23 protein-coding genes are annotated in these 26,053 nt (G+C 70.2%); 7 read left to right on the top strand and 16 right to left on the bottom strand.

Translation table 11 applies throughout. The features are described 5' to 3' along the window. Positions 1 to 17: 17 nt before the first annotated feature. The 5 genes from ACFOWZ_RS03545 to ACFOWZ_RS03525 all read right to left on the bottom strand — a co-directional run bounded on the left by ACFOWZ_RS03545 (position 18) and on the right by ACFOWZ_RS03525 (position 5,937). Positions 18 to 1,376: a tryptophanase gene (locus ACFOWZ_RS03545; protein WP_382368548.1), complete on the bottom strand. Its 1,359-nt coding sequence runs from the start codon at positions 1,374 to 1,376 to the stop codon at positions 18 to 20. A gap of 12 nt (positions 1,377 to 1,388) precedes the next feature. Continuing rightward, entirely contained in the window at positions 1,389 to 2,489 is a 1,101-nt protein-coding gene (locus tag ACFOWZ_RS03540; RefSeq protein ID WP_382368545.1) for a tryptophan dimethylallyltransferase family protein, read from the bottom strand. A 372-nt stretch (positions 2,490 to 2,861) separates the two neighbouring features. Continuing rightward, the gene (locus ACFOWZ_RS03535) at positions 2,862 to 3,815 is read right to left on the bottom strand and encodes a lysyl oxidase family protein (protein WP_382368542.1); all 954 of its coding nucleotides are present in this window, start codon (positions 3,813 to 3,815) and stop codon (positions 2,862 to 2,864) included. Further along, complete coding sequence (locus tag ACFOWZ_RS03530; protein ID WP_382368539.1) at positions 3,791 to 5,125, bottom strand: NAD(P)/FAD-dependent oxidoreductase; 1,335 nt, start codon at positions 5,123 to 5,125, stop codon at positions 3,791 to 3,793. The genes ACFOWZ_RS03535 and ACFOWZ_RS03530 overlap by 25 nt, the downstream gene beginning before the upstream one ends. Further along, positions 5,125 to 5,937 (bottom strand): glycosyltransferase, encoded by an 813-nt coding sequence (locus ACFOWZ_RS03525; protein WP_382368536.1) that lies wholly within the window; start codon positions 5,935 to 5,937, stop codon positions 5,125 to 5,127. The genes ACFOWZ_RS03530 and ACFOWZ_RS03525 overlap by 1 nt, the downstream gene beginning before the upstream one ends. Before the next feature lie 361 nt (positions 5,938 to 6,298). Here ACFOWZ_RS03525 and ACFOWZ_RS03520 point away from each other — a divergent pair, with 361 nt between their 5' ends. Continuing rightward, on the top strand, positions 6,299 to 7,618 hold the full coding sequence (locus ACFOWZ_RS03520; RefSeq protein ID WP_382368533.1) for a sugar transferase: 1,320 nt from the start codon (positions 6,299 to 6,301) through the stop codon (positions 7,616 to 7,618). Further along, positions 7,600 to 8,829: a putative glycoside hydrolase family 15 protein gene (locus tag ACFOWZ_RS03515; RefSeq protein ID WP_382368530.1), complete on the top strand. Its 1,230-nt coding sequence runs from the start codon at positions 7,600 to 7,602 to the stop codon at positions 8,827 to 8,829. The genes ACFOWZ_RS03520 and ACFOWZ_RS03515 overlap by 19 nt, the downstream gene beginning before the upstream one ends. On the opposite strand, the gene ACFOWZ_RS03510 is transcribed toward ACFOWZ_RS03515, so the two are convergent. The 9 genes from ACFOWZ_RS03510 to ACFOWZ_RS03470 form a co-directional block, all read right to left on the bottom strand. Then, positions 8,813 to 9,907, bottom strand: a complete 1,095-nt coding sequence (locus ACFOWZ_RS03510) for a glycosyltransferase family 4 protein (RefSeq protein WP_382368527.1) — start codon at positions 9,905 to 9,907, stop codon at positions 8,813 to 8,815. The genes ACFOWZ_RS03515 and ACFOWZ_RS03510 overlap by 17 nt on opposite strands. After that, on the bottom strand, positions 9,904 to 10,971 hold the full coding sequence (locus ACFOWZ_RS03505; RefSeq protein ID WP_382368524.1) for a glycosyltransferase: 1,068 nt from the start codon (positions 10,969 to 10,971) through the stop codon (positions 9,904 to 9,906). Before ACFOWZ_RS03505 ends, ACFOWZ_RS03510 begins: the two co-directional genes overlap by 4 nt. Next, positions 10,968 to 12,362 (bottom strand): oligosaccharide flippase family protein, encoded by a 1,395-nt coding sequence (locus ACFOWZ_RS03500; RefSeq protein ID WP_382368521.1) that lies wholly within the window; start codon positions 12,360 to 12,362, stop codon positions 10,968 to 10,970. Before ACFOWZ_RS03500 ends, ACFOWZ_RS03505 begins: the two co-directional genes overlap by 4 nt. Next, positions 12,359 to 13,600 (bottom strand): glycosyltransferase family 87 protein, encoded by a 1,242-nt coding sequence (locus ACFOWZ_RS03495; protein WP_382368518.1) that lies wholly within the window; start codon positions 13,598 to 13,600, stop codon positions 12,359 to 12,361. The genes ACFOWZ_RS03500 and ACFOWZ_RS03495 overlap by 4 nt, the downstream gene beginning before the upstream one ends. 190 nt (positions 13,601 to 13,790) lie before the next feature. Beyond that, a complete protein-coding gene (locus ACFOWZ_RS03490; RefSeq protein ID WP_382368515.1) occupies positions 13,791 to 14,639 on the bottom strand; it encodes a hypothetical protein in 849 nt (282 codons plus the stop codon). Further along, positions 14,636 to 15,667 carry a glycosyltransferase gene (locus ACFOWZ_RS03485; protein WP_382368512.1) on the bottom strand — a complete coding sequence of 344 codons (1,032 nt, stop codon included), beginning with the start codon at positions 15,665 to 15,667 and terminating at the stop codon, positions 14,636 to 14,638. Before ACFOWZ_RS03485 ends, ACFOWZ_RS03490 begins: the two co-directional genes overlap by 4 nt. After that, positions 15,649 to 16,812, bottom strand: a complete 1,164-nt coding sequence (locus tag ACFOWZ_RS03480; RefSeq protein WP_382368509.1) for an O-antigen ligase family protein — start codon at positions 16,810 to 16,812, stop codon at positions 15,649 to 15,651. Before ACFOWZ_RS03480 ends, ACFOWZ_RS03485 begins: the two co-directional genes overlap by 19 nt. Next, positions 16,803 to 17,747, bottom strand: a complete 945-nt coding sequence (locus ACFOWZ_RS03475) for a polysaccharide deacetylase family protein (protein ID WP_382368506.1) — start codon at positions 17,745 to 17,747, stop codon at positions 16,803 to 16,805. Before ACFOWZ_RS03475 ends, ACFOWZ_RS03480 begins: the two co-directional genes overlap by 10 nt. Next, the gene (locus tag ACFOWZ_RS03470; RefSeq protein ID WP_382368503.1) at positions 17,744 to 18,571 is read right to left on the bottom strand and encodes a hypothetical protein; all 828 of its coding nucleotides are present in this window, start codon (positions 18,569 to 18,571) and stop codon (positions 17,744 to 17,746) included. The genes ACFOWZ_RS03475 and ACFOWZ_RS03470 overlap by 4 nt, the downstream gene beginning before the upstream one ends. A gap of 182 nt (positions 18,572 to 18,753) precedes the next feature. On the opposite strand from ACFOWZ_RS03470, the gene wecB reads away from it, so the two are divergent. After that, entirely contained in the window at positions 18,754 to 19,875 is a 1,122-nt protein-coding gene (gene wecB / locus ACFOWZ_RS03465) for a non-hydrolyzing UDP-N-acetylglucosamine 2-epimerase (protein WP_382368500.1), read from the top strand. Here wecB and ACFOWZ_RS03460 read toward each other — a convergent pair. Further along, entirely contained in the window at positions 19,872 to 22,328 is a 2,457-nt protein-coding gene (locus ACFOWZ_RS03460) for a tetratricopeptide repeat protein (protein ID WP_382368497.1), read from the bottom strand. The two genes, wecB and ACFOWZ_RS03460, sit on opposite strands and share 4 nt — an antisense overlap. A 166-nt stretch (positions 22,329 to 22,494) precedes the next feature. Here ACFOWZ_RS03460 and ACFOWZ_RS03455 point away from each other — a divergent pair, with 166 nt between their 5' ends. The 4 genes from ACFOWZ_RS03455 to ACFOWZ_RS03440 are packed head-to-tail and all read left to right on the top strand — an operon-like array spanning position 22,495 to position 25,769. Beyond that, the gene (locus ACFOWZ_RS03455) at positions 22,495 to 22,656 is read left to right on the top strand and encodes a hypothetical protein (RefSeq protein ID WP_382368494.1); all 162 of its coding nucleotides are present in this window, start codon (positions 22,495 to 22,497) and stop codon (positions 22,654 to 22,656) included. Between the two features lie 46 nt (positions 22,657 to 22,702). Then, complete coding sequence (locus ACFOWZ_RS03450; protein WP_382368491.1) at positions 22,703 to 23,656, top strand: TlpA family protein disulfide reductase; 954 nt, start codon at positions 22,703 to 22,705, stop codon at positions 23,654 to 23,656. Continuing rightward, a complete protein-coding gene (locus ACFOWZ_RS03445; RefSeq protein ID WP_382368488.1) occupies positions 23,653 to 25,437 on the top strand; it encodes an ABC transporter ATP-binding protein in 1,785 nt (594 codons plus the stop codon). The genes ACFOWZ_RS03450 and ACFOWZ_RS03445 overlap by 4 nt, the downstream gene beginning before the upstream one ends. Continuing rightward, the gene (locus ACFOWZ_RS03440) at positions 25,437 to 25,769 is read left to right on the top strand and encodes a S26 family signal peptidase (protein ID WP_382368485.1); all 333 of its coding nucleotides are present in this window, start codon (positions 25,437 to 25,439) and stop codon (positions 25,767 to 25,769) included. Before ACFOWZ_RS03445 ends, ACFOWZ_RS03440 begins: the two co-directional genes overlap by 1 nt. On the opposite strand, the gene ACFOWZ_RS03435 is transcribed toward ACFOWZ_RS03440, so the two are convergent. After that, positions 25,701 to 26,000 (bottom strand): helix-turn-helix domain-containing protein, encoded by a 300-nt coding sequence (locus ACFOWZ_RS03435; RefSeq protein WP_382368482.1) that lies wholly within the window; start codon positions 25,998 to 26,000, stop codon positions 25,701 to 25,703. The genes ACFOWZ_RS03440 and ACFOWZ_RS03435 overlap by 69 nt on opposite strands. Between the last annotated feature and the right edge of the window lie 53 nt (positions 26,001 to 26,053).

Below are 26,053 nucleotides of genomic sequence, written 5' to 3'. Positions count from 1 at the left end.
GAATGCGCCGTTCATCGTCAGCGAACTTGCTCCAGGCGGCAGCGGAACGGGCGCAGCATCGCCGGTGCTTCCGTTAGCCGGTAGCCGGGAACCTTCTCCGGGTTCTTGGCGATCCCCGCGAGCGTCTCCGCCACGTACTCCAGGTGGCTGCGGGTGTAGACGCGCCGCGGGATCGCCAGGCGCACGAGCTCGAACGGCGCCGGCGTGACCAGCTCTCCCGAGGAGTCGATCTCCCCGAGGTAGAGCGAACCCACCTCGGCACACCGGATTCCGCCCGCCAGGTACAGCTCCGACGCGAGCGCGTGACCGGTGAACCTGCTCGGCGGGACGTGCGGCAGCAGCCTGGCCGCGTTGAGGTAGACGGCGTGGACACCGGTCGGCCGCACGCTGTCCACCCCGGCCTCGCGCGCGCAGTCCGCGAGGTACGCGGTCGCCTCGGCCCGCTCCCGCAGGTACAGCGGGTCGGTCACCTCGACCAGGCCCTGCGCGCACATGTCGAGATCGCGCCCGGAGAGCCCGCCGTAGGTGCGGAACCCCTCGGTGGCGATCAGCAGGAGTTCGCACTGCTTGGCCAGATCCGGGTCGTTGAGCGCGAGCATCCCTCCGATGTGGACGATGCCGTCCTTCTTCAGGCTGAGCACGCAACCGTCGGCCAGCCGGAACGCCTTCTTCGCGACGTCGCGCGGGCTGCGGTCCTGGTACTTCTTCTCCCGCTGGGTCACGAGCCACGCGTTCTCGGCGAACCTGGCCGCGTCGAGGATGAACGGCACCCCGTGCTTGCGGCACAACTTGCTGGCCGCCTTGATGTTCGCCATGGAGACCGGCTGGCCGCCGCCGCCGTTGTTGGTGATCGTCATCAGCACCTGGCCGACGTCGTCAGGGCCGCTCAACGCCTCTTCGAGCGCGACGAGGTCGATGTCGCCCTTGAACGGCTCGTCGCTGTCGAGGTCTTTCGCCGCCGGGCACGGGATGTCCCGCGCCACGGCTCCCACCAGTTCCACGTTCGCGCGCGTGGTGTCGAAGTGCGTGTTGCTGAGCGAGACCTGCCCCGGCTCGAGCAACGCGGTGAACAGGATCCGTTCCGCGGCACGGCCCTGGTGCACCGGGTAGATGTGCCGGTAACCCGTCAGGTCCTCGGCCACCTCGCGGAACCGGAACCACGACCGCGCGCCCGCGTAGGTCTCGTCGCCGCGCATGCCGGCGGCCTGCTGCTCGGCGGACAGCGCACCGGTGCCGGAGTCGCTGAGCAGGTCGATCGTCACGTCGTCCGCGGTGAGGTTGAACTGGTTGTACCCGGCGGCGGCGTACACGCGTTCCCGGTACTCGCGAGTGGTGATGGGAATGGGTTCGACGACCTTGATGCGGTACGGCTCCACGGACGTGCCTTTCTAGGCGGACAGTGCTTCGGTGCGCGGAGGCGTGACGGCGTACGCCTCCGAAGACAGGTAGACCGTGACTCCTGGCCGCGGCCTGCCGAGCCGCAGCGACACGTGGGCGATGAGTCCGACGCCCTCGCCCAGCGGCCGCCGGACGATGCTCGCGAGAGCCATGACGAACGGTGCCGTGTCGAGCCCGCACCTCGTCATGATCGCGAGAACGCGCTCACACGCTTCGAGGTCGTCCTGCACGTAGTCCCGCACCGGGATGTAGAGGGAGTAGCCGCTCGGCCGGTCCGTGTCGCCGGCCATGAAGGTGTAGCTCGACATCAGCGGGCGGCCGGTGAACGGTCCCGTGCCGCCGCAGGCCAGTTCCGTGACGTCCGCCAGGAGTTCCAGGTCCACGTCCGCTACCGCCGACGCGGCCCGCACCACGTTCTGCACCACGGCGTCCTCGTGGGACACGTAGGTCTTCACCCGAGCCCGGCTGGAGTCCGTCAGGTCGATCGCGAAGAACGAGAACCGGTCCAGGCCCTCCCTGCGCAACGCGTGCTCGGTGATCGCGGGGAGCACCGCGCTCAGACCGAGCCGATCCAACGCCTCGCCCACCAACCTGGTCGCGCTCTCACGCCCGCGCACCTCGGGGTTGAGGTAGACCTTGATCGCGGGCGCGTCGGGCCCGACGATCAGCGAGTACCAGAACGCGAACGCGCCCTGCGGGTCGTCCGGGAGGAAGAGGTCCCGCACCCGGTCCAGCTGCCCGAGGTCCAGCTGGTGCTGCGCGGTCAGCCGGTCGAGCACCTCGAGGGCCTCGGCGAGGTTCGCTCGCGTGCCGGGCTGTTCGGCGAGCGACTCCACGATCATGCGGACGGTGGGCGGTTCGTTTCGGGCCAAAGCCACCGAGAATTCGACCGGGGTGTGGTCGTCGGCGACGAAAGAGGACCAGCTCGGAACCGCGGAGAGGGGCTGAAGGCTACCGGGGCCCAATGCCTCACCCAGCAGATTCGTCGCTCTTTCTGCGGACTTCGCCAAACCGACAGCTCGCAGGAGGTTTCGTAGTTGGCCTAGGACGAAATCGCGTAATGAGACGGCTGGCGTGCTCAAGGTGGGCACTCCTGATCGGGGGGAATCAGGGTCGGATCGCAATCCTGACGGGGTGGAATCGCGAGCTGAATTCTCTCAACCCACCACATGCCCAGGTCAAGGTCCAAGGGGGTTGCCTAAGACACTCTGGGCTGTGATCAACGTTGCACTGCTTGGCCTATTGACTTGATCGCGAGTTTGTTGTTGCAGGGAGGAATTGTGCGGCTGCCTGCACGTGTGCTATGTGTGATCGAATTCGGTTCCGAAGAGTGATGGATTGCTTTTCCAATGGGGACTGTGATAGACGCCCGATTGCTGACCGTTTGTCTCGGCACAAAAGGAACGGGGTGTGTCCGCAACTGCGGACACACCCCGTTCGTGAAGTATTGACGGTGGCTCGGTTCAGCGGCCCTTCGCGCACCGTTCCTTGCCGGGACAGCTGCGGATCATGCGCACGGTCGGCGGCGTCTCGATCGTGGCAGGCGGGTTCGCCGCACCGCGCGGCCACTGCACGGAGATCGCGATCGACGACGCGTTGTTGTCGTAGTTCTTCTCCAGCAACGCCCTGTCGGAGTTCACGACGTTGACGACGTCGTAGATCCCGGACGGCACGCGGGTGAGATCCAGCCATTGGAAGTCGACCTCGTGCTTGTAGTCGTCACCGGCACCGACGGAGATCCCGAACATCACGTCCAGAGCGGACGGGTTGTGGTGTTCGCACATGTGACCGTCCAGGCGGCCCGCCAGCTGCCCGGCGGGACTCTCCGGGTCGGCGGGCCGGTGGTCGAGGTCGTCGCGGACCGTGTAGCGGTCACCGATGCAGAAGCCGTTCTTGCGGTCCGTCACGACGACACCGCCGTCGGGGGTACGCAGCTGGAAGTACTCGAAGCTGAGCAGGTGCCAGTGCTCGTGCGTCGGTGCGGGCTCGTAGTAGGCGCTGGACCGGGTCTCGCGCCGCGCCTCGGCGAACGAGCCCGCGATCGAACCGTCCACACCGGACTGGATCGCCTGGCGGACCTTCATCGTGGGCACGTCGGTGCTGTCGCGGTGCGCGTGCAGCAGCAACGGGCCGTCGCCGATGTTGTCGATCGAGGTGGTGAACCGCAGCCGGACCGCTTCGACCGGTCCGTCGCCGTACACGCACTTGCCCCGCGGCTCCGAGGCGTGTTCCACCGGGCACACGTCCCAGGCGCGGCACGTGACCGGGCTGCCGGAGAAGCCGCCGGGGCAGCCGATGGGCGCCTGCCTCAGGTCGGGCAGCAGGGGCGACGGATCGGCCTGGACGTCCTGTGAGGAAACGAGGTTGACCGCGGTGATCGTGAGTGCGGCGATCACCGCGCCGATTCTGCGGGCCATGCGGTGTTCTCCTGGGTCGATGATCTCCTGGCGTCGCGCAGGAGCAGGTCCGTCACGGAGTTCGCGAGCTCGACGCTCGAGTTCCAGCTCGTGACGTTGGGGTAGACGTGGGCCGTGGTGGCGAGCATCAGGCGGGTGCCGGGCACCTCGACGGCGGGGCGCTGGGACAGGTACCCGAGCGGGTACACCGGTTCGACGAACGGCGCTTTGAACACGCGCACCTCGTCGACGTCCTCCGGCGCCAGTCCTTCGTGGAGGCTCAGCAGCTGCTCGGTCCACCTCTCGGCGATGCTCGCGTCGTCCTCGCGGTACAGCGCGGACTCGCGGTCGGTGTAGCGCATGACGTACACGAGGTGCCTGTCGCCGTACCGCTCGGTGCCGGTCAGCGGCGTCATCTCGATCACGCCGTCGAAGTCCGTGCCCGAGCGCAGCACCGGCGCCCAGTAGTGCCCGGACAACGGCTTGCGGAGGAAGAACAACGTGTTCACGACGCCCTGGTAGGGCAGACGCACCTCGGGCAGCCGTCGCGCCAGGTCCTCGTCCGCGATGCCCCGCAACGCGGGCAGCGGCACGGTGGAGACGGCGTGGTCCGCCTCGATCGTGTCGCCGTCGGCCAGCGTGACGAGCACCCGGTCCGGTGCGGTCTCCACGCGGCTCACGGGCGCGGACGTGCGGACCTCGCCGCCGCCCGCCTCGATGGACGCGCGCAGGGCGTCGATCACGCTCTTGTAGCCGCCGGCGGGGTAGCCGCGCACGGAGTCGTTGCTCTCCCGGCCGAGCCGCTGCCACAGGTACAGCGCCGGCACGTCACCGAACGCCGAGCCGAACTTGGCGCCGAACATCGGCGCGAGCAGCGTGCTCCAGACCTTGTCGCCGTACAGGCCGCGCAACCAGTCCTCGGTGCGCATCCGGTCGAGGTCCTTGCCCTTGCCGAGCCTGCGCAGCAGCAACGAGATCACGCCGAACCGGATCCGGTCGGCGAGGCTCAGCGGCGTGAACCGCAGCAGGTCCAGCGCGGAGTTGAACGAGCGGTGCACGCCGTCGACGACCATGCCCATCCGGGTGGGGCGCCAGCCGACGCCGTCGGTCAACCCCACCTCGTCGAGCAGGGCGAGCAGCGCGTCGTCGCTCGGCATCACGCAGTGGTAGAAGCGCTCCACCCACCGGTCCTGCGACGAGAAGAACGTGCCGAGGCCGCCGAGCTGGTCGCTGGCCTCGAGCAGCGTCACGGGCAGTCCTGCGCGGACGAGCCGGTGCGCGGTGGCGAGGCCGCAGATGCCTCCGCCGATGACGACGACGCGGGATGACATCAGAGCTTCCTGAACGGAACGGGCGCGAGCCGGTCACGCGTGAGCAACAGCAGGTACTGCCTCAGCGTCCGGCCGAGCTTGAGCTTGCTGGGGGTGGGCTTGCGGTCGTAGCGCAGCTTCAGCGGGATCTCGCTGACCACCGGCGCGCAGTGCCGCAGCTTCAGCAGCAGCTCGACCATGCAGGCGAACCCGCGTTCCTCGACCAGCCGCTCGCCCCAGTGCGCGGCGGCGCGGCGCAGCAGGCTCACCCGGTAGGCGCGGAACCCGCTGGTGAAGTCCTGCACGCCCTCGACCTCGAGCGCCCTGCGCAGCACGACGGTGGCGCCGCGGGACAACAACCGGCGCCAGCGCGGCGCCGTCGAGTCGTCACCGCCGTCGACGAACCGGGAGCAGATCACGATGTCCGCGCCGGCTGAGATCTCCTTCAGCAGCGCGGGAATCACGCCGGGATCGTGCGTGTCGTCGGCGTCCATCACGACCAGGACGTGGTCCGGCGCCGCTTCCGCGAGCACCGCCCTGAGTCCTGACTGGACGGCCTGGCCGAGGCCGAGGTTCTCCGGGTGACGCACCAGGCGGACGTCGAGGCCGCGCACTCCGGCCACACAGTCGCCGGTGCCGTCGGACGACCCGTCGTCGACCACCCAGACCGTGATCCGGCCGTCGAGCTCGACCTCGGCGGTGCGGCGCAGCAACCGCGGGAGCGCGGCCGCCTCGTTGTAGGCGGGCAGGACGACGTGCACGTGGGTCGTGTGCTGCACGACCGCGGCGGGGTCCCCGGCAGAATGCCGGATCCCGTGTTCGTCGACTCTCACTCAATGCCCCCTCTTCGGTGGCTCGCGGTTGGTGGCGTGAATTATTGACACGGCGTGCTAAAGCTTTGAGACGGCCCTGGGCGACTTCAGGGCAGCAACTATGTCGAAACCTCACCAACTGCGTTGGGTCGGGACACCAAAGAGGGAATGTTGACACCCGAAGAGATGATTTCTCATCGCACATTCACTCTTTCGAGCGGTCCCGTGGTCAAAACTCCTTCGATCGGATGATCTTCTAATGAGGCGATTCTCGGCGGTTGCCGTTCCAGCCGCACCACTCCCGGCTCGGGAGGCTGATCCCGGACGCCCCGTCCAGCCCGGCGTCAGACAGCCCGGGGGTCGCCGTGACCTGCTCAGCCGGGTGAACGCCGTCGCGGTGCTGCTGGTCCTCGTCGACTGCGCGACGCTCGTGGCGGTGTCCCTGCACCGCGAACTCGGCTGGGTCTGGGGCGGTGCGGTCGCGGCCGCGGTGCTCACGATCAGGGGATCCTGGCGCCTGTACCGCAGGCGTCTGTGGCTGTCCTGGCTGCAGGACCTGCCCCGGTCCGCGGCGAGCACGGCGCTGGCGTTCGCGCTGCTCGCCGGCATCGGCCTGGTCGGCGGCGCGGCGCAGCAGGACGTGGCCGCGGTGCAGTGGGCGATGATCACGTTCGCGCTGGTCATCGAGCCGGTCAGGTGGTTCGTGTTCGCGTTCGGCCGCTGGTGCCGCAGGCGGTTCGACCGCTGCGACCGCACGATCATCGTCGGCGCGGGCGAGGTCGGCGTGAACCTCGCGCGCACGATGCTGGAGCACCCCGAGTTCGGTCTGCGACCTGTCGCGTTCGCCGACTCCGGCCCCGATCCCGACCGGCAGCCGCCGGTGCTGGAGATCGTCGACGGCGACCTCGCGGACGCCATCGTGCGGCTGCGGGCGGGCACCGTGGTGCTCGCGTTCTCGCACACCCGCGACTCACCGCTGGTCGACGCGGCCATCACGGCCCACCGGCTCGGCTGCTCGACGCTCGTCGTGCCGCGCATGTTCGAGCTGCACCCCGACGGCCCCGGCATCGAACGGCTGCGCAGCTACCCGCTGATGCGCCTCGGCACCGCCCCGACCAGCAGACCGACCTGGTGGATCAAGCGCGCGGCCGACCTCCTGCTCGCGGCGGTCGCGCTCGTGGTGCTGTCGCCGGTGATCGGCCTGTGCGCGCTCGCGGTGCTGGTCGAGAGCGGCCGGCCGCTCTTCTTCCGCCAGGTCCGCGTCGGCATGGACGACCGCACGTTCGTCCTCTACAAGATCCGCAGCGTGCGGCAGTCCGGCGAGGACGACTCGCAGGTGAAGTGGTCGGTCGAGGGCGACTCGCGGGTCGGTCCGGTGGGCAGGTTCCTGCGCCGCACGTCGATCGACGAGCTGCCCCAGCTGTGGAACGTGCTGCGCGGCGACATGTGCGTGGTGGGGCCCCGCCCGGAACGCCCGGGTTTCGTTCGCGAGTTTTCGGCAATTCACGAGCTATATTGGGCTCGCCATCGCGTTCCGACCGGCCTGACAGGGCTCGCCCAGGTGCACGGGTTGCGAGGTGACACTTCAATCGCCGACAGGTCTCGATACGACAACTACTACATCGCGAATTGGTCGTTGTGGCTGGACCTGAGGATTCTCTTGATGACAGCAGGGGAGTTGTGTTGGCGCAGAAATCGCTGATCCGCCGATTCGCCGCTGTCGCGTTCGTACTCCTTTCGAGCGCGTGCACGGTCAGCGAGGCGACCGAGCCCATCGTCACGGGGCCGGTGCCGAAACCGCTGGCGCCGTGCGCGTGGTGGTACGGCATCGGCGACTCGCCGTCCTCCTGGGAGCTCAAGGCCGCCGCGAAGCACTACGACGTGGTGGTGCTGAACGCGTGGGAGACGGCGGCCATGCGCAAGCTCCACGAGCTGAACCCCAAGATGAAGGTCCTGGTGTACAAGGACTTCTCCAGCGCCCGCAACTACGAGGGCGCGATCGTGGCCGGCCGGGACGCGAAGTACCTGCCCACCGGGGTCGGGTACTTCGCGGCGGAACAGCAGCACCCCGAGTGGTTCGCGATCGACACGAAGGGGCAGCGCATCGAGTGGGCCGGGTACCCGAAGCACTGGCAGATGACGGTGTGGGACCCGGCCTACCAGAAGTCGTGGGCGGACGCCGTCGTCGCCGAGGTGCTCCGCGAGGGCTGGGACGGCGTGCTGGCGGACAACGACTTCAGCTCGCTCAAGTACTACTCGCCCGCGGTGATCGCGGGCACCGCCGACACGGCGGGGACCGACCGGCTGCTGCGCGACGGCCTCGACGGCATGCTCGCGCTCGCCGGTGACGCCCTGGAGAAGTCCGGGAAGATGCTGGTGCCCAACGTGTCGGAGTCCCAGCTGACGCCGGGCCGGTGGTCGGCGCACTCCCGGTACGCGGGTGCGATGGAGGAGAACTTCGGCCTGCGCGGCGACGACGGCACCGGCGAGCTGATCACGTTCCAGGGCAACCAGTTCAAGGAGCAGCGGGCCCAGGCCGCGCTCGGCGAGTCCTGGTTGCTGCTGGTCACGCACACCAAGTCGGAGCAGGAGGAGCGCGTCGGGTACGCGTCGGCCGCGCTGCTCGCGAGCCCTCACACGTGCTGGACGAGGGCCGATCCCGACTACAAGAACCCGTACTGGTCGCTGTACCAGGACGCGCGGCTCGGGGAGGCGGTCGAGACGGCCAACCGCCTCCCGAGCGGGGTGTGGAACCGCCGCTACAGCAACGGCTGGGTGGCGGTGAACCCCACGAAAACCTCCGTCCTGCTCACCCCGCCCGCGGGCCTGCGCACGCTGCGGGGTGAACCGGTGCCGGCGCAGCTCGACCTGGCACCGGCGGACGCGGTCGTGTTCGTCAACGGCCCGAAGTGAGCTTGCGGTAGAGGTCGAGGTGCCGCCGCGCGCACACCTCGGCGGTGAACCGCTCCCTGGCCCTGATCGCCAGCTTCTCGCCCGTTCCGGCGGGATCGGGGTCGGCGAACAGGTCGCGCAGCCGTGCCGCGAGTGCCGCCACGTCACCGGGCCGCGGGAGGTCGGCACCGGGAACGCCCAACATGTCGGCCACGCCGCCGGTGTCCGTGGCGATCACCGGTTTGCCCGCAGCCATGGCTTCCGCGACCACGAGCGGCTGCTGCTCCATTGTGGACGGCAGCACCAGCGCGTCGTGCTCCAGCAGCAGTTCCGGGACGTCTGACCGGAACCCGAGGAACCGCACGCGGTCACCGAGGTTGCGGCGGGACACCCGGCCTTCCGCCTGCATCCTCTGCGGACCGTCGCCCACGACGGTGAGCGTCGCGTCCTCCGGCATCGTGGTCTCCAGCGCGTCCAGCAGGGTGAGCAAACCTTTGCGCTCCACCAGCAGGCCGACGAACACCAGCTTGCGCACCGGACCGGCCGGCGGGTTCGCGGCACCGACGTCGACGCAGTTGTCGATGTGGGTCATGCGGTGCGGCGGCACGTAGAGCCGGTCGCGCAGGAACCTGCCCATCTCCCTGGCGGGAACCACGGTCCGGTGCACGACACGGGCGACGGCGGCGTCGGCGGCGAGCACGGCGCGCGTGTACGCCGGTGGTGGCGCCGCGCCCCGCACGCCGCGGAACCACGGCTCTTCCACGTCGTCGGGCACGCCGTGGTAGGTGTGCACGATCTTGGTGCCCGTGGTCGCGAGGCCCGCGCTCACCAGGCCGGACCGCCGGTCCTGGGCGTGCACGACGTCCGGCCGCCACGTCCTGAGCGCGGCCCGCGCCAGCCGTGCGGCGCGCACGTCCCCCTTGCGCGGCACGAGGATCTCCTCGAAGTACGGGTCGACCAGCTCGGCGCCCCGGCGGGGTCGGGGGCCGAACACGCGCACCTCGGCGCTGTCGGTCTTGGCCAGCGCGGCGGCGAGGCGGACGGTGACGTCCACCGGCCCACCGCTGTCCTGGGTGAGCAGGTAGGCGATCCGTGTCATCGTGGTCCTCTCTGGGAGACCAGTTTCTCGGTGAGCGTCACGATCTGGTCGGTCATGCGGTCGCGGTCGAACAGGGTCTCGGCGCGCACCCGGCCGCGTTTTCCTTCTGCAGCCGCGAGTTCCGGGTCCGCGAGCCGGGTCGCAATCGCTTGCGCCAGTGCTGCGACGTCCTGTGCGGGCACGACCTCGCCCGCGTCGCCGATGCTCTGCCGCACGCCCTCGACGTCGAATGCGACGACCGGACGTCCGCAGGCCATGGCTTCCAGCGGCACCAAAGCCATGCCCTCGGCGCGTGACGGCAGGACCACGACGTCCGCCTGGGTGTAGAACTCGGCCGGTGCGTCGCTGTGCCCGTGCCAGTGCACGTTCGGATGGTCGGTGGCGCGCAGTTCCTGTGCCATGGGACCGTCGCCGACCACGACCAGCCGGGCGTCCGGGACCTTGCCGAGGACCTCGGGCCAAGCCTGGAGCAGCAGGTCCTGGCCCTTCTGGTGGGCGATCCGGCCGACGCACACCGCGGTCGGGACGTCGGACGGTTTGGGCTGCGGGGTGAGGCGGCGGGTGTCGACGCCGTTGCACACGATCTCGGCTGGTGCGGTCACTCCCGCGGTGCGGCCGGTTTCGAGTTCGTCGTCGCTGACGCACACGAGCAAGTGGGTCCAGCGGGAGGCGCGTGCCTCCCAGACGCGGCAGGCGCGGCTCAGCAGACCGTCGGCGATGCGGAACGACCACAGGTGCGGCTGGAACAGCGTCGGGACGCGGCCGCGCAGCACGAGCCTGGCGAGCCCGGCCTTGGAGCTGTGCAGGTGGACGACGTCCGGTCGCTGGGTGTTGAGCGTTGTGCGGAGGGCGCGGAGTTCCAGGGCGGTGCGCGGGCCGGGGGAACGTGTCGCGTGCCAGGCGTGCACCGGGATTCCGGCTTCGCGGGCCCGTTCGGCGAGCCACCCCGTTGGCGGACAGGCGATGCTGACGTCCCAGCCGCGTTGCTGCTGCGCTCGGGCCAGTTCGAGCACCACGACCGCGACCCCGGCCTCGACGGGCTGCGTCACGTGGACGACCTTCACGTCCGCTCCTTCAGTCCGATGAGGACGGTGCGGTTGAGCGGCAGCACGACCGCGCAGTAGACCGCGAGCACGGTTGCCCCGGTGACGATGAGACTCACGACGGTGTCGCTCTCGGGCAGGAACCGGTTCACGCCGAGGCTGACCAGTCCGCCGGCGACGACCGTGACGGCCGCACGGGCCGGTTGGGACGACGCGAGACCGTTGCGGACGAGCACCAGCCAGGTGATCGGCACCAGCAGCCACACGACGGTGACCTGCGTGACGGCGACCGCGACGGGGCCGTGCCGGGTGGCGAAGACCAGTGCGGTCAGCAGCGCGGCGAGGTGGGCGGCCTCGAGGGCGAGGTACTGCCGCGCGTGCCCGGCGGCCCTGATCGCCTGGTACCAGACGTGCAGCAGGCTCAGCCCGAGCCCGTAGCCGCACAGCAGCACGAGGATCCGTGCCGCGTCCGCCCACTGCTCCCCGAGCACGACGATGCCGTCCGCCCTGAGCGCGATCGCGAGGTACAGCCCGCCGGTGATCACCAGCGTCGCCACGGTGAACCGGCCCGCCGTCTCCGGGAGCTTGTTCTTTTGTCCACTTCGGACCAGCTGGGCGCAGATCGGGAACAGCACACCGCCGAGGACGACCGCGATCATGATGTAGGGCACCCAGGCGATCCGGAACGCGAGCGAGTACCCGCCCACCGCCTCGGGCCCGAGCACGTGCCCGAGCGCGAGGTAGTCGACGTTGATCAGCATCACCGCGATCAACGCACCGGGCCCGACGACCGCGATCCACGACGCCGCTTCCTTCGCGGCCCGGCGGTCCCAGGTGGGGCGGATCCGTGCGCCCGCGATCACCGCGAGCACCGGTTGCGCGACGGCCGTGCAGAGCAGTCCCAGCACCACCGCCGTGGGCCCGGCGCCGCGTGCCGCCAGCGCCACCGTGACCACGGCCCCGAGCACCATGCCACCGGCGTCGGGCAGCATGCGGCGCCGGAAGTCGAGGTCGCGGTGCATCAACGCCATCTGCACCCCGCCCGCCGCCGTGAACGGCAACGTGAGCGCTGCGAGCCGCAGCAGCCCCTCTGGTGCACCGAGTGCTGCGGCGATCGGGCTTGCTGTTGCTGCCAGCGTTGCGGCGAGGACGGCACCGGTCGCGACGCTCATGGTGAGCACGGTGCCCGCCGTGCGCAGCGGGTCGAGCTCGGTGCGGCTGACGATGTCGTAGACGCCCATCGCCTGCACGACCTGACCGATGTTGACCACCGACACCACCAGCGCCACCGCACCGAGGTCGGTCTCCGTGAGGAACAGGGCGAGTGCCAGTGTCACGACGATCTGGCTGCTCTTGCTCACCAGGTTGACCGCGAAGAGCCACAACGAACCCCGCACCGCCACGTCGGTCATGCGCGGCGCCCGGTGAGCCTGATCGCGAACACGACGAGCACACCCCACGCCGCAACGACGGCGAGCCCGTCCAGCGTGACGCTCGCGCGCGCCCCGAGCAGCTCCTTGATCGCCGTGTCGACGAAGTACAGGTGCGCGAAGGGGACTGTGACGAGGAGTGTCGCGGCGGCGGCCAGCTTCCAGTGACGTTCCTTCCTGTTCCGCCAGCAGGTGACCGCCAGAGCGACGAGGGCCGGCACCGCGATCAGCACGTCGCCCGGCTGGTGCACGAGCGCCACCACGACCCCGAGGCACGTGAGAACGTCCGCGGCCTCGCTGCTCGTGCGGTCGAGCCTGCGGACGAGCACCGCCGTGACCGCGAGAACCCCGCCCAGCGCCAGCAGTTCCGCGGCGGGCGGCAACCACCCCGTCGTCCGGAAGAACACGGCGGCCAGGTCGACCCGTTGCGCGGTCATGGAGTCGACCGCGCCGTACCCGGTGTGGCTCGCGTGGGCGAGGTTGCGGGAGATCACGTCGAGAAACTCCCTGACACTGGTCCTGAGGACGAGGATCACCACCACGGGAAGGCTGGCCGCAGCAGCGATCCCGGTGCCCAGCAGCGCTACCTTCCGATCACCCCTGATGAACATCAGCAACGCCAGCGGCAACCCGAACTGCGGCTTGAGCCACGCCAGCGCCAACGCCGCCGAAGCCCACCCAGGACTCCTGGTACGCAACAGCAACGCCCCGGCCGCCCCGACCGCGATCAACGGGTTGACCTGCCCGACGTACATCTGCGCCTTGCCGACCTGACTGGTCACCAGCAACGTGGCGACAACGACGGTCCCGGCGACGAGCGGCAGCCCGGCCCGCCCGGCGGCCATCGTCGCGAGGACGATGAGCAGCACCAGACATGCCAGTGCGAACGCCACCGCGCCGACCCGGTAGTCCGGCAGCGCGAACGGCAGGTGCAGCACGAGGTGGTAGGGCTGGTAGAGGTTGAAGTTCTGGCGCACGGGCCAGTGCGCGAACATCACGGCGGGGTCGTAGGGGTTGCCGCCGTTGAGGAACTCGCGGACGGGGAAGTAGAGCGCGTCCCGGAAGTCCTGCATGCGTTCTTCTGGCAGGTTCTGCGGGGTGGGGAGGGGCGCTTCCCAGGAGGGGCGCAGCGCGCGGACCGCGCTGAGGGTGCCGGCCAGGGCGACGAGGGCGGTCAGGACGGTCTTGGCGAGGGCGGACCGGTTGGTCGTGGTGATCACGCCGCCACCGCCGTCGTGGAGGTGCTCGGTGACTTGGCACGCGTCGTCACGCTGATGTCGCCAGCACCACCCGCCTGCTGTTTGGCGCGAAAAGCACGTTCGGGCCGATAGATGGCCCGAACGTGCTTTTCGCGCCAAAAAATATGTCCGGTATGCCTGGCTTTGGTGTGGGGCCTGGGCGTTGTCACCGTCACGCCAGCACCACCGCCACCAACACCGAAGACGCCGGCAGCACCGCCAGCGCCGTCGCCAGGTCACTCCGCCGGTCCTTCCCCGCCACCGCGATCACCGCGGTCCCCTCCGCGGGCTCCGAGGCCTTGTCCGGCAATGTCCGCGCCAGCTCCTCCGCGCGTTCCACCAGCCACGGGCTGACCGCCAGCACCTTCACCGGCCGCGCCGCCGCCACGCACAACGCCGTCAGCCGCTCTGCCAGGCCGGGGTCGTCGTCGCGTGCGACCACCACCGGGTGGCTGATGCCCGCGGCCGCGAGGGCGGTGCGAACGTTGTTGCCGCGCAGGCGTCGCAGCGCTGCCACGGCTACGCCCGCGATCACCGCGGCGGTCAGGGCCAGGCCGGTGGCCAGGCGCCAGTCCGGTGACACCCGCGCGGTCTCGGGCTGGTCGTCCACCAGGCGGAACCTGGCTGCGGGGGCGAGGAGGTCGGCCTCGATCACCGCCTTCGCCACGGCCGACACCGCCCAGGACGCGTGCTCCGCAGTGTCCGCGCGCACCGAGATCCGGGCGACGCCCGACGCGGGCACCAGTTCCACCGCGATGGCGTCGGCCAGGCGGTCCGGGGTCGTGCCAGCCGCCTTGGCCGCCACGTCCAGGACCGACGGGCTGCGGACCAGTTGCACCACCGCCGGCGCGGCCAGTGAGGTGACCTCGCCGAACTGGGCACTGTCCGGTGTGGACGGTGTGGCCAGCAGGGTGAGCCTGCCCTCGCTCACCCCGTCGCGCATCGAGACCGCCAGCAGCACGAGCGTGCCGACGGCAACGGCGGCCAGCACGCCCTCCACAAGAGCTCTGGGAACTTTCATCGTCCCTCCAGGACGGTGCGAAGCAGTTCGTCGTAGGACTTCATCAACGTGTGCGCGTCGGGTCCGCCGTCACGTGAGGCGGCGACCGAACGCGCGACCGGCGAGTAGAGCAGGCTGCGCAACGCACGAGCGGTCTGCTCGGGGCTGCGGCGCGGCACCAGGACGCCGCCACCGCCGGACAACACCTCGCGCACACCGTCCACATCGGACGCGACCACGGGGCGTCCGGCGGCCAGCGACTCCAGCAGCGCGATCGGCATGCCCTCCCAGTCGCTGGTGAGCACGGTGACGTCCGCCGCCTCCAGCAGGTCGCGCACGTCGGTGCGCGTGCCGAGGAACCGGACGCGGTCGACGCCGCGGGCCTCCAAAGCACCACGCAGGCTGCCGTCGCCGGCCAGCCACAGCTCGGCGTCGCCGGGGACGAGAGCCCACGCGTCGAGCAGCACGTCGTGCCGTTTCTGCGGTTCCAGCCGGGCGGGGCACAACGCGACGGGCACGTCCGGCCCGGCTCCGATCCTGGCGCGCACCGAAGCGCGATCCGCCGAAGGAGCGGTCGGGAAGACCGCGTTCGGGATCACCACCGACTCCAGCCCGGCCTCGCGCAGCCGCGACGCAGCGGCGGAGGCCACGGTGACGACGACGGACGACACGCGCGAAAGCACCCGGACGGCACCGGCGACGTCCGCGTCGGCCACCCCGTGGAACACCGTCACCAGCGGCCGTCGCGGCGCCGCGATCCGCGCAGTCAGGCTCGCGGACACGTTGTGCGCCACCACGACATCCGGCTGGAACCGGCGCACGGCCGAACGCGTCGCCCAAGCCGCACGCAGCACTCCGCTCAAAGACCGGCGCGCCACCGGCACGTCGAACACGGGCAAACCGGCGTCGCGCAACGCATCGGCGCGGAAACCACCACCGCTCGCGACCGCCGACTCCCAGCCGACGTCACCTCCCGCGAGCGCCATCCCGGCGACGAGCGACTCCGCGCCGCCCGCGCCCATCTCGCTGATCACGTGGAGAACGCGCACGGTCCACGCTCCTTTCGCGTTCGCTGCTCGATCGCGACGGCGATGGCGACGAGCGACCACAGGGGCAGGTAGTACTGCTCGGACAGGAAGATCGAGGCGATCAGCACGGCGATCAGCGCCGCCTGCACGGCCACGGCCTCACGACGAGCCCCAGCACGCAACGCCCGTTCCGAAGCGACGAACCCGATCGCCACGAACCCGATCAGCAACGCGAACCCCGGCAGCCCGAGCTCCGCGGCGACCTCCAGGAACAGGTTGTGCGCCACCGGGGTCTGCTCGTCGATCTCCGCGTTGTGCGACGCCGCCGCGTACTGCTGGCGGAAACCGCCGGGCCCGACGCCGAGCACCGGCGAGTCGGACAGCATCCGCGCGGCCGCCTGCCAGCGCAGCATCCTGGTGTCGGCGTTGGTGCCCGCGATGTGGCTCTTCTCCTGCAACGCCCGCGACAGCTCCGCGTGAGCCGCCTGCGCGAACACCAGCGCCGCCACCCCCGTGACGGCCGCGGTGACGAGCACCGCGCGGACCGGCAGGCCCCGCCGTGCGACCAGCCACACCAACGCGCAGGCCAGCGCGATCCCACCGCCGCGGGAGAACGTGGCCGCCGTTCCCGCCACCAACACCGCGCCCAGCAACAACAACACCACCCGCGACCGGCCCTTCGCGGGGATCGCGACCAGCAACGGCAACGCCGCCACGAGGAAGAACGCGAGGTCGTTGGGATCCTCCAACGGCCCGGTGGCGCGCAACGACCCGCCGACGAGGCTCAGCAACCCGCCCACCGCGGCCACGACCGCCCCCGCGACGGCGGCGGCGAGCAGCGCCGGCACCGGCACCTCGCGCGCGGCCACGTCGGCGAGCACCACCGTGATCACCAGGAACGGCACCCACCGCACCAGGTACTCCAGGGTGAACGGCTCGGCCTCGTGCACCGCCGACGTGGTGAGCAGCACGACCGCGAGCAGCGCGACCACCAGGTGCAGCGGATGCGGTGCGGGCAGTCTCCGTTGCCGGACCAGCGACCCGACCCACACGCCGATCAGCGCGGCGGGCATGACCTTGGCCAGCTGACCGTGCACCTGCAGCAGGTAGCCCTCCAGCGGGGCCAGCGCCACCGTCCCGCAGGCGAGGACACGGGTCAGCCACATGCGACCGGATCCCGTTCCGGCAGAACGGAAGCCGCGAGACGGGCCACGTGCTCACCGGTGCCGACGACGTCGAAGTGCTGACGCAGCGACGACAGCACCCAGCCCAGCAGCTCCACCTTCTCCCGTCCCGGCACCGCCATGCCGGGGAAGAACTCCATGCCGGGCGCCTCGGCACCCGAGAGCACGTCCGTGGGGTGCAGCAACAACGACGGAGAGACCTTGCGGGCCAGGCACAACCGCAGCGCCGTGCGGAAGTAGCCGCGGGCGAGCCCGGGCGAGACCTGGTGCAGCTGCAACAGGTAGGCGCCGTGGATCGGCACCCTCAGCAGCGGCATGGTGGTGACCGGCAGCTCGACCAGACCGTTGCCGCGCCAGCGGTACGCGCTGTTCGGGGCCTTCACCTTGCCGAACCCGCCGAACAGGTCGGCCCCGCCGTCGGTCGAGCCGGCCGTGCGGTTGTGGTAGGCGCGGGCCAGCGGGCCGATCCAGGTGGGCAGAACGCTGGCGTCGTAACGGTATCCGCGCCGGTCGAGCACGTCGAGCAGCTGCGGCGTGACGCTGTAGCCCGGGCCGCGGAACCCGACCGGGCGCGGTGCTCCGGCGGCCACGATCGCCTCTTCCGCGCGCGTCACCTCGGCTTCGACCTCGGCCTCGGAGAACCTGTGCAGCCACGGCTGGTGCCAGAACGAGTGGTTCGCGACCTCATGCCCGGCCGCGGTCACGGCCGCGACGGCTTGAGCGCCGTCGTCGCGTTCCGCGTCCGCTCCGACGACGAAAACCGTTGTGGTCAAACGGTGTTCGCCGAACACGTCCAGCAGCCGGGGCACCGCGGACGGCAGGAAGCTCGGTCTGCTCTCCCACCTCGGGTCGCCGTGCGTCCGGAGGTACGCCCAGAGGTTGTCGAGGTCCAGCGACACGCTGGCGACGGGCTTCACCGCCCGGCTCCGGCCGCGACCAGGTCCGGCGCGGGCTTCGTCACGGACCCCAGCACCAGCACCCCGCCCACCACGAGCAGCCCGCCCAGAGCGACCCACCACTCACGTCCCGGCGTGATCTGGTCGCCCATCAGCGCGAGACCCGCGATCGAGCCGATCACCACGGTCGTCGCGTCCATCGACGCCACCGCGGACGTGGCCGAAACACGTTGCAACGCCGTCGCGATGCACGCCTGGCCGACGAACGCGGCGATCACCATGAGCCAGGTCAGCGGGTGCAGCAGGATCTCGACGAGCGGCTTGCCGGCCACGTTCCTCGCGGCCACCGCGACCACCGCGAACGCGATGCCCGCCAGCACCGGCGTCGCGGCCTTCCACGTGCGCGCCAGCGGAAGCACCGCGAGCGTCAGGATCCCCAGCACGACCAGCGCCGGCACCAGCGGCAGTTCGCGCGCCGTCGACGGTGCCGCCGCTCCCGTGAGCAGCAGCAGACCGCACGCCATCACCAGCAGCACCGCGATCTCGACGCGCCGCACCCGCCAGCCGAGCGCCAGCACACCGATCACCGTCGCGAGCCCGACCGCGCACGAGGAACCGGCCTGCACCAGGTAGAGCGGCAGTTCCTCGCGGGCGAGGAACGCGAACCCGAAACCGCCGCACTGGCAGCTGAAACCCAGCAGGTACAACCGATCGGCGGCCAGGCGGGCGAGCAGACCCAGCCCGGCGCCGGGACGTTCGTCGGCCCTGCGCGCGGCGACGGTCTGCGCGACTATCCCCAGCCCGTACAGCACAGTGGACACAGCAAGCGCCAGATGACCGGACACGCGGGACTCTCCGTAGGTTTCGGCGAAACACGCGTCGGCGCGCGCCTCAGACTCAGGTGACCGCGCACACTACGACACGCCTGTGCCGCAACACTTTCGAGCGATATCCCACGCAACGCTTTCGGGTGAACGTCAGCGTGATCTCCCCCGTTTTGCCCGAATCGATGAAGTACCTTGCCGCGGTGCGGGAAACGAACACGGTGACGATCGTCTGCGGCACCAGGCCCGAACTGATCAAACTGGCACCGCTCGTCGAACACTTCGGCAGCGCGTGCACCATGATCTACACCGGCCAGCACTACGACCGTTCGATGTATTCGCTCATCCGCCGTGATGTGCCGGAACCGGGCGGCTTCCACGAGCTGCGCCTCGGCGGCCTGCGCCGGGGCGGCCAGCTGGGCCGTGCGGTCGCGGCGGTGGACGAGGTGCTGGCCGCGGAACGCCCGGGAGCCGTCATCGTCCAGGGCGACACGACCTCAGCACTGGCGGGAGCACTCGCGGCCAACGCCTGCGACGTGCCGCTGGTGCACGTCGAGGCGGGCCTGCGCAGCTACGACCGCGCGATGCCGGAGGAGCACAACCGCGTCCTCATCGACCACCTGGCAGACCTGTGCTGCGCCCCGACACCGCTGAACCGCCACAACCTCCTCGCCGAGGGCATCGCGGACGCCCGCATCGTGGTCACCGGCAACACCGTCGTCGAGGCGCTGGCCCACGCCCTGCCGTCAGCCGACGAGGAAAGCGCGGCACTGTCGGGCTTCGGCCTGACCAGCGACCACTACGTGCTGGCGACGATCCACCGCCCGGAGAACGTGGACGACGCGGACAACCTCGAAACGATCCTGCGCGAACTGGGCCGCCTCCCGCTCCCGGTGGTGCTGCCCTTGCACCCGCGGACCGCGCAACGCATCGCCGCGTTCGGGCTTTCGGGTCTGCTGCACGGGTTGCGCGTGATCGAACCCCAGCCGTACCGGACTTTCCTGGCCCTGGCACACGGTTCCGCGGTGATCGTGTCGGACTCCGGTGGCATCCAGGAGGAGGTGAGCGTGCTGAAGCGGCCCGTGGTCGTCGTCCGGCGGAGCACCGAACGGCCGGAGATCGAGGGCACGTTCGGGACGCTCGTTCCTCCCGGTCCGCTCGTGTGTGCTGCGGTGCTGCCGTGGCTCGAGGACGTGTCCGGCCATCGGGTTGCGTTGCGGGAGATCGCGTCGCCGTACGGGACGGGGTCGCCGTCGGAGCTGATCGCGTCGGCGGTGCGCGCGATGCTGGCGCCGGTGGGGGAGCCGGTGGCCGCGGGGATCTAACGCTTGCGCGGGATCTGGTTGCTGTGGCCCCGGATGCTGTCCAGGGCATTCTCGAAGCTCTCCACGAGCGAGTTGTTCTTGCCCAGGCTCTTTCTCATCCGGATGAGCATCCGGAGAAGCGTGTGAGTGGCTGACTGAGGATTCCCTGCCGCCGCGGTCCACATCGCCAGTGGAATGTGGGCCAAGAGCGTGTACCTGTCATAAGGGCCTCGCTGGGCGATGTACTGCTCGACGACGATCTTGGAGAGGTCACGCGCAGCGGCTGCGGAACCGGCTCGGCCGAGTGTGTCGGCGTACTCGATCTGGTACTCCGTCGTGGTAAGGCTCAACGGGCCGAACTCGGCGGTGGCGGCGGCTATCAGGTCCTGCTGGATGGTCATTGCCTCATCCATCCGGCCGAGTTGGGAAAGGGCGACCGCGCGACGCCCGCGAGTGAGCAGCGTGTATTTGTGGTTGGCGCCAAGGACTCGCACGCGTACGGGTAGTAGTTCCTCAAATAGTTGCAGGGCACGATCAGGCTCACCCATGAGCAGGAGGGTGTTGGCCAGGTCGTGCCGGGTGATCAAGGTGTCGGGGTGCTCCTCGCCCAGCACCCGGATCTGTGCTTCCAGCAGTTCATTCAGCAGCTTGTTGGCCTGCTGTGTGTCGAAGATGTCGATCCAGAACGCGAACCCGTGCCGTGCGCGCAGCACGCGCTCGTTCTCGAATCCGAGCAGGGGAGACATGTCATCGACCAGCACCTTCAACAGCGTCGCCGCGGTGTGCATGTCGCCCATGTCTCCGTGCAGGAATGCCTGGTCATAGCGCAGGTCAAAGGTCTGAGGGTCGTTCGGTAGGTGATCCACGACGGTCAGGATGTGGCTGCGGAGCTGCCGCCACGTGGCGATGCCCTGAATGTTGAGAGGCCGCTTCGGCAGTGCGGTGGCGATGAGGTCGCGGGCTCGGGCAGCGTGGTCGGGCACGTCGCCGAGCCGATGCCGCGTGACGGCCTGGATCAACCGGTGCACGGTGATCGTGCCCTCCGCGCCCCGCGTCACCAGACTGTGCGAGAGCAGTTCCCCGATGGCTCGGGTCAACGCGAGCTCGTCGTCCATCAACGGGTGCAGCACCGACACCGGGATCGAGTCCGGGGCGAAGTAAGCGATCGTGTCGAGGATCAACCGGGCCGACGCCGACATCTTCTCGATGGCCAGGACCCAGGTGGTGGCAACGGTGTGCGGGTAGTCGTCGGGCTGCCCGTCCGCGTGCAGTTCGGCGCTCCGGTCCTGGTAGAACCGCAGGTAGGTCGCGAGGTCGATGCCGTTGGCCGCGGTGAAGGACGCGGCCTGGGTCAGCGCCAGGGGAAGTCCGTCGAGCTCCGCGGCCAGTTTCGTCGCGGCCTCGGCGTCCGGGTCCAGCGACATCGCCGAGAGCAGCTCGACCGCGGCGTCCGTGCCGAGCGGGGCGATGTGGTGGACGGCGCCGGGGTTGGGCCAGCGGCCGGCCTGGCTGGTGACGAGGACGTGGCCGTTTCCCTTGGCGGGGAAGAGGCCGCGCAGCGCGGCGGCGTCCGGGAGGTTGTCCAGGACGAGCAGCCACGGTTGTTTTTGCTCGGAAAGCCAGACGTTGGCGCGTTGCACGGCGTCGCGGACCAGCTTGGCCTCGTCGGCTGAGTGGACCAGTTCCAGCAGGCTGCGGTACTCGCCGTCGACCGTCGTGGGGTCCTCGGCGCGGACCCACCAGACCACGCCGTAGTCGTCGAGGTGGCGCTGGGCGTAGGCGCGGGCGAGGCTGGTCTTGCCGACGCCTCCCATGCCGGTGAGGATCTGGATCACGGGGGTTCGGCTCTTGCGCTGGGCGGTGAACGCCGCGCGCAGGTCGGCGAGTTCCTGCTCACGGCCGACGACTTCCGCCATGCCCGCGATCTGCGGGGACACCACCCCGGCGGAGGAACGAGCGGGCGACGGGGTCCAGGCGGGCAGCTCCGGTTCCCTGCCCAGTGGAATCTCGGGCAGCTCGGGCTTTCCCAGCAGGAAGCGGAGGAGGTCCTCCGCGCCGGGCAGGGTGAAGTCCTCGACGACGTACACCGTCGTCGTGGCCGGGGCGAGGAAGTCGGGGACCCCGCCGGCGGACTGTCCTGGCACCACCACCGGCACGAATTTTTGCAGGTCCTGCTGGGCGTCGTAGAAGGCGTCGCGGATCAGCCGCGCCTCCCACTGCACGCCCCTTCCGACGTCCTGCGAGGTCCGGCTCTCCGCGCGCAGCTTGTACTGCTCGGAGGCCACGCACAGCACCACGTCCGCTTCCCGGATCCGGTCGGCCATCCACAGCGACCAGTCCTGCCGCTGACCGGCGGCGACCTGGTCGAACACGGCGTCGATCCCGTTCGCCCGCAGGAACGCCCACAACTCCCGCACCACGGCACGGTGTTCATCGGACTCCTGCGCGTAGGAGATGAACACGCGCCGCGCCATTCGCCACCCCAATCTCTGCCGGTCACCTGGTCATCGCGCGGCCGTGCGGATGTGTTGCAGGCGGCTGTCCGACCCCGTCCGACTTCGTCCGACCTGTCTTCCGATCGCGGCCGCGGCGAGCGAGCGTGGACACCGTTGTTGTTGATCTACTGGGAGGAGCGGACCCGTGAAGCGTTTCGCACAGCTGGCCGGTGAGCGGCTCGTCGGACTCGTGCTGCCGAAGATCGATGCCGGTGCCTGCGTGCCGGAGCACGGGCAGTGTTGCAAGAAGGGTTACCGCTTCAACTGCAACGGCATCTGCTCGTCGAAGAGCAGCACCTGCAAGTGACACCACGGGGTGCCGGCGAGCGCGTCTCGCCGGCACCCCGCACTCGTTGCCGGAGGCAGAAGTGCTCGACCTGTTCGCTCGTGTGCTGCTCGCCGTGGTGTTCCTCGCCGCGCTCACCGGCAAGGTGCGGACCCGGCAGGCGTTCGCCGAGTTCCGCGACTCGATCGCCGCTCTCGCACCGCGGCTGCCCGCGCAGCCGGTCGCCGTGGCGGTCCTCGCGGGCGAGGCCGTCGCCGTCGTGCTGCTCGCCGTTCCCGGCACCCGGCTCGGCTACTTGGCCGTCCTGACTCTGCTCGCGGTGTTCTGCGGAGTGATCGTGCGAGCGATCACCAGCAGGCAGAACGTGCGCTGCAAGTGTTTCGGTGCCGGCGGCGACGTGCTGGGGCCCAAGCACCTCGTGCGCAACGGGTCGCTGGCCGCCGTTGCCGTCGCCGGTGCGTTCGTGCCGACACCTGTGTCCTGGGAGGAACCGTTGACCCTGCTCACGATTGCCGTCGTGCTGCTCGCCGTCGTGGTGGCGCTGCACGTGCTGTTCACGTTCGGGCTGGTCACGAGGGTCCGGGAGCTCCAGGAACGCTCCGGTCCGCCGCGCAGCACCAATCTTCCGCAACCCGGCACGGTGATCCGGCCGTTCGAGGTCACCGGCACCGACGGTCTCCCGTTCACCGAGGCCGACCTCGACGGGCCGGTGCAGGTCGGGTTCTTCTCCGTCGGGTGCGGGCCGTGCCGGACGCTCACCGACGCACTGCTCGCCGACCCGCCCGCCGCACGGTTCGTGTCCGTTGTGGACGGTGACCCGAGCGATCCCGAGGCGACGGCACGGCTGGTCGAGAAGGTCAGCCCGCTCGGTCGCGTGGCGGTGGTCGGCACCGACGACCCGATCCTGTCGGCGTTCGAGGTCATGGCGTTCCCGACGTTGCTCTACACGCACGGCGGTGTGGTGACGGCTTCCGGGATCAAGCTCAGCGACTTCGCCGGCGTCCCGGCGCCGGTGGCGTGATCCGCAACGCCGGGGCGGCGCTGGCGTTGCCCTTCCGCGCCGCGCCGGTGATCGCCGGGGTGACCCTCGCGCTCACCGTGCTCGCGGGTGCCGCGCCGGCGGCCGGTGCCTGGTTGACGATGCTGCTGGTCGACGAGCTCACGTCCGGCGCGGCGGGTCCCGGCCGGGCGGCGTTCCTGGCGGTGGCGTCCGCACTGGTCGGCGGGGCCGCCATCGCGTTGCTCTACCTCTGCGGGTATCTCGGGGAGGTGGTGCGGCAACGGGTCGCGCTGACCGTGGAGAGCAACCTGTTCCGCCGGATCGCGACGTTGCCGGGGCTGGCGCGGATCGAGGATCCGGTGTTCCACGACCGGCTGCGGCTCGCGGAGGAGGCGGCGCAGGAGGCTCCCGGCACGATCTCGCAGTTCGTGCAGGAGCTGGTCCGTTCGGTCGTGCTGCTGGCGAGCTTCACCGGCGCGTTGCTGGTGGTGTGGCCACCGATGACGTTGCTGCTGCTGGCATCGGTGGTGACCGCTGTGGTCGCACGGCTGGCGACGGCGCGGCGGGAGGCCGCGACGGAGGAAGCGTGGGTGGCGACGGACCGGCGGCGGCTGTTCTACCGGGCGCTGCTCACGGATGTGCGGGCGGCCAAGGAGATCCGGCTGTTCGGCCTGGGGGAGTTGTTGCACACCAGGATGGTCGGCTCGCTCGCGACGGTCTCCGGTGCACGGCTCGCGGCGCAGCGCAGGGGCACCGTCGTGCAGAGCGCGCTGGCGCTGCTCAGTGCCGTGGTGGCCGGCGCGGGCACGGTCGTGGTGGCGCTCAACGTCGCGGCAGGACGGTCGTCCGTCGGTGACCTGGTGCTGTTCCTGGGGGCGGTCGCCGGAGTCCAGACCGGGCTGTCGGGCGTCGTGCTCCAGCTCGGCGAGGCCGGGCGCGCGGTGCGGTTGTTCGGTCACTACCTCGACGTCGTCGGCACGCACGACGACCTGCCCGCCGGCACGGGCACGCCCTCGGACACGGCGGCGATCGAGCTGCGGGACGTCTGGTTCCGGTACTCGGACGACGGCCCTTGGGTCCTGCGCGGGGTGAACCTGACGATCCCCGCGGGCGCGGCTGTCGGGCTGGTCGGGGTCAACGGCGCCGGCAAGAGCACGCTGGTGAAGCTGCTGTGCCGGTTCTACGACCCGCAGCGGGGCTCGATCACGTGGAACGGGGTGGACCTCCGCGAGCTCGACGTCACGCAGCTGCGCAGGCGGATCGGTGTGGTGTTCCAGGAGTTCATGGCCTACGACCTGACCGCGGCGGAGAACATCGGCATCGGGCAGCCGGACCAGCTCGGTGACAGGGGGCGGATCGTCGAGGCGGCACGGACGGCCCGCGTCGCCGACGTGCTGGAAGCGTTGCCGCACGGGTACGACACGGTGCTGTCCAGGACCCACGCGGACGAGGAACGGACGGGCGTGACGCTGTCCGGCGGGCAGTGGCAGCGCGTGGCGCTGGCGCGGTGCCTGATGCGCACCGATGCGGGCCTGATGATCCTCGACGAGCCGACGTCCGGGCTGGACGCCGAAGGGGAACAACGGGTGCACGAGACGGTGAGACGGCACGCGCAGGGCCGGACGCGGTTGCTGATCTCCCACCGGATGGCCGCGCTGCGCGGCGCCGACCTCATCGTCACCCTGGCCGGCGGGCGGATCGCCGAGCAGGGTGACCACGACGAACTGATGGACGCCGGTGGCGAGTACGCCCGGCTGTTCCGGCTCCAGGCCGACGGCTACCAGGACGTGAGGATCAGCTGATGTGGATCAGGGTCACCGTGCGGGGCAACAGCATGTCGCCCACCTTGCACGACGGTCAGAAGCTCCTGGCGCGCAAGCTCTTCCGCGACCCGCACCGCCACGAGGTGATCGTGTTCCGGGTGCCCGACCCCGAACTGCCGCACCGGGTCAAGAGGGTGGCGGCCGTCGCAGGAGACCCGGTGCCGGAGTGGCTCGCACCGGCGCTGCCCGGGGTGGCACGCGTGCCCGACGGATTCGTCGCCGTGGCAGGGGACAACCCGCGTTCACAGGACTCCCGTCAGCTCGGCTTGATCGACTGCGGCGACGTCGTGGGTGCAGTGCGCGGCAGGTGAACGCTTGCACGCGGCGACCCACCGCAACCTCCAACGCGCGATGTCCCCGCCGCACGCCCGCACGATCGCCAGAACCGTGTCCAGCCGGGGAAACCGGCGGCCGGTCAACGCGTCGTGCAACGTGCTGCGGGCACAGCCGGTGCGCCGTGCCAGTTCCCGATAGGACATGCCCACCAGCAGACGCAGCTCGTCCAGGTCGTGGCCGAGCTCTGCCTTGCCCCCTGTGGTCATTCAGACTCCCGGTGTTGTCGGTCCTCCGTTCCCTCTCCTCTTCAGCCCACCTG

Origin of the sequence: Lentzea rhizosphaerae, from assembly GCF_042649515.1 — a bacterium.
GTDB lineage: Bacteria > Actinomycetota > Actinomycetes > Mycobacteriales > Pseudonocardiaceae > Lentzea > Lentzea aerocolonigenes.
This window is presented reverse-complemented; position numbering and strand designations above follow the sequence as displayed.

Coding starts and splice junctions, on each gene's coding strand:
- ACFOWZ_RS03440 (WP_382368485.1), top strand. CDS start 25,437: ATGTGGATCAGGGTCACCGTGCGGGGCAACAGCATGTCGCCCACCTTG.
- ACFOWZ_RS03500 (WP_382368521.1), bottom strand. CDS start 12,362: ATGACCGACGTGGCGGTGCGGGGTTCGTTGTGGCTCTTCGCGGTCAAC.
- ACFOWZ_RS03530 (WP_382368539.1), bottom strand. CDS start 5,125: ATGTCATCCCGCGTCGTCGTCATCGGCGGAGGCATCTGCGGCCTCGCC.
- ACFOWZ_RS03480 (WP_382368509.1), bottom strand. CDS start 16,812: ATGTGGCTGACCCGTGTCCTCGCCTGCGGGACGGTGGCGCTGGCCCCG.
- ACFOWZ_RS03435 (WP_382368482.1), bottom strand. CDS start 26,000: ATGACCACAGGGGGCAAGGCAGAGCTCGGCCACGACCTGGACGAGCTG.
- ACFOWZ_RS03535 (WP_382368542.1), bottom strand. CDS start 3,815: ATGGCCCGCAGAATCGGCGCGGTGATCGCCGCACTCACGATCACCGCG.
- ACFOWZ_RS03490 (WP_382368515.1), bottom strand. CDS start 14,639: ATGAAAGTTCCCAGAGCTCTTGTGGAGGGCGTGCTGGCCGCCGTTGCC.
- ACFOWZ_RS03510 (WP_382368527.1), bottom strand. CDS start 9,907: ATGACACGGATCGCCTACCTGCTCACCCAGGACAGCGGTGGGCCGGTG.
- ACFOWZ_RS03460 (WP_382368497.1), bottom strand. CDS start 22,328: ATGGCGCGGCGCGTGTTCATCTCCTACGCGCAGGAGTCCGATGAACAC.